The sequence below is a fragment of the Buttiauxella noackiae ATCC 51607 genome (genome assembly GCF_001654865.1).
Classification (GTDB): Bacteria; Pseudomonadota; Gammaproteobacteria; order Enterobacterales; family Enterobacteriaceae; genus Buttiauxella; species Buttiauxella noackiae.
Genome location: NZ_LXEO01000024.1, coordinates 1 through 1929 on the forward strand (window position 1 = coordinate 1; position 1929 = coordinate 1929).

2 protein-coding genes are annotated in these 1929 nt (G+C 33.1%); both read right to left on the bottom strand.

The window, feature by feature from the left end:
• The coding region (locus tag M979_RS09895; RefSeq protein ID WP_064554805.1) for an acyltransferase at nt 1-457 on the bottom strand (457 nt) is incomplete at its 3' end.
• Nucleotides 444-1700: a hypothetical protein gene (locus M979_RS09900; RefSeq protein WP_064554806.1), complete on the bottom strand. Its 1257-nt coding sequence runs from the start codon at nt 1698-1700 to the stop codon at nt 444-446. The genes M979_RS09900 and M979_RS09895, both read right to left, overlap by 14 nt.
• Between the last annotated feature and the right edge of the window lie 229 nt (nt 1701-1929).

Consider the following 1929-nt stretch of genomic DNA (forward strand, 5'->3'; position numbering starts at 1 on the left):
CAGCGCCGATAAAACAGTAGTCTCCTATTATAGTCTCACTGATATTCAATGGTTGGTGTGAAGCGTTAGTATTTATTTGCTCATATTGATGATCTACATCTGTTATCATTACGTCATAGGAAATAGTACAATTACTTCCAATTTTAACCCTTTCCCCTGCTACAAGATGCAAACGCTGTTCGATACTAACCCCATCGCCAATAATAATTTCAGGTTTATATGAGATACCATTCCACTCTTCAATAGCCTCAATGCGGGCATGTTTGCCAATAGAAACGTTCTGCCCAATGTTAATAAAAGCATAGCTACAAAAAAGCGGTTTCTGTATCAATGAATTAACACCCCACGCTTTGAAAAATCTTTTAAGAATAACATTACAGTATACTTTACGTAATATAAAACTTAAGCGCGACGGATGAGTTATGATAAATTTTATTTTCTGCCTAATTGTCTTCATTCTTTCCCTCAAGGAAATAGTTGTAATTATCAATGCCAAAACCCAAAATATAAAGCAGTCTCTCAGAAACACGCTCCCAATAGTTATCACTGGTTATATCGACAGATAGCCGCACCAAATGTGCTTTCAGTTCATCACTTGTCGTAAAACTATCATCCATAACAGAAATAGAATTATCAGCATCTTTATCAATGAATCGCAAGGCAGGACAATTATTTACATAGCTATCATAGTAAGCCGTAGTATTATATGTAATAGTACATATATAGTTTTCCTGAGCGATCAGTTCAGAAACCGTTTTATTCCTTACGGGCATTATATGTTTTGCATTACAAATTTTTTCATATTTTTCTTTAGCTAGCGAAGGATGAAGTTTGTACTCAACCTCATATTCTGGAACCAACGCACTTGCAACATTTAATAATTGTTCGTTGTTTTTATCATATGTGTTTCTAGCCAAAAGAATCAAAATTTTTTTTGATACCTTCCCTTTTGGTTTCAATACTGACGAATGTTGCCTTGGATAGCCACCAATTAATAATGAATCGGGAGGGATGCCAACTCTAGTAAATTCATCTTTCGTATACTGCCCCCAACACAGTATTTTATCAGCCAGTAGATTTTCATACACTAAAGCATCAATAGGCTGTGGCGTAGGATATATAAACCATAAACCATGTTGCAAGGTATATGTTTCAACTCCTCTGTTTTTAAAAAAATAATTTAACTCCGCTTCGCCAGTTAAATTACTACAGAAGGAGCAAAAGTTTTTCACCTTCTCAGCTTTCAAATCAATTTTTTCTAGGTGTTCAATTGTATTGATAACACTAGTCATATCTATCGACAACGAAATTTTATCAATAAAACTTAACTTCGCCTCATGATATGCACTGAACACTTCTCTAAAGGAGAAGTAGATGTTATACAAATTCACAACATATTTATACTTTGTTTTGTAAAGATCTATTGTTATTGAAGGAGTATTTTTTTCTACGTAATCTAACAATTGATAATAATCATCACGCCCATATGTTCCTATAGAAAAAATGGAAGCTTTCGATTCATTTTGATGAATTGCAATGTTTTTAATTCTAAAAAGACGGATAACATCTTTAAAATTTAGCGTTGTTTTTTTATATGCAATCGAAGCAATTTTGATGCTTAATATTTTATCCAATGGATAATTTTTATACATTGTTGAGATTCTACGCTTCAATTGTAAATAATTAGAATACATATCCATTATAACAGCCTTTTAAAAGAGGCAAAGCAAAGTTTCTCGCCTGTATGTTTGATCCAATAGGAAAGAATCAAGAGGTAGTAAATGACGGATAACGCAATAACGATCATGATGTTTGCATCCGGAACTATCAACCTCATTGTAACTGCCAAAAATAGTGATATAACTAAAATTCGCGCATATGATTTCACGGGGAAATATGAGAAAAATTTATTTGGAAGAACTTGATCTA

Coding starts and splice junctions, on each gene's coding strand:
- M979_RS09900 (WP_064554806.1), bottom strand. CDS start 1,700: ATGGATATGTATTCTAATTATTTACAATTGAAGCGTAGAATCTCAACA.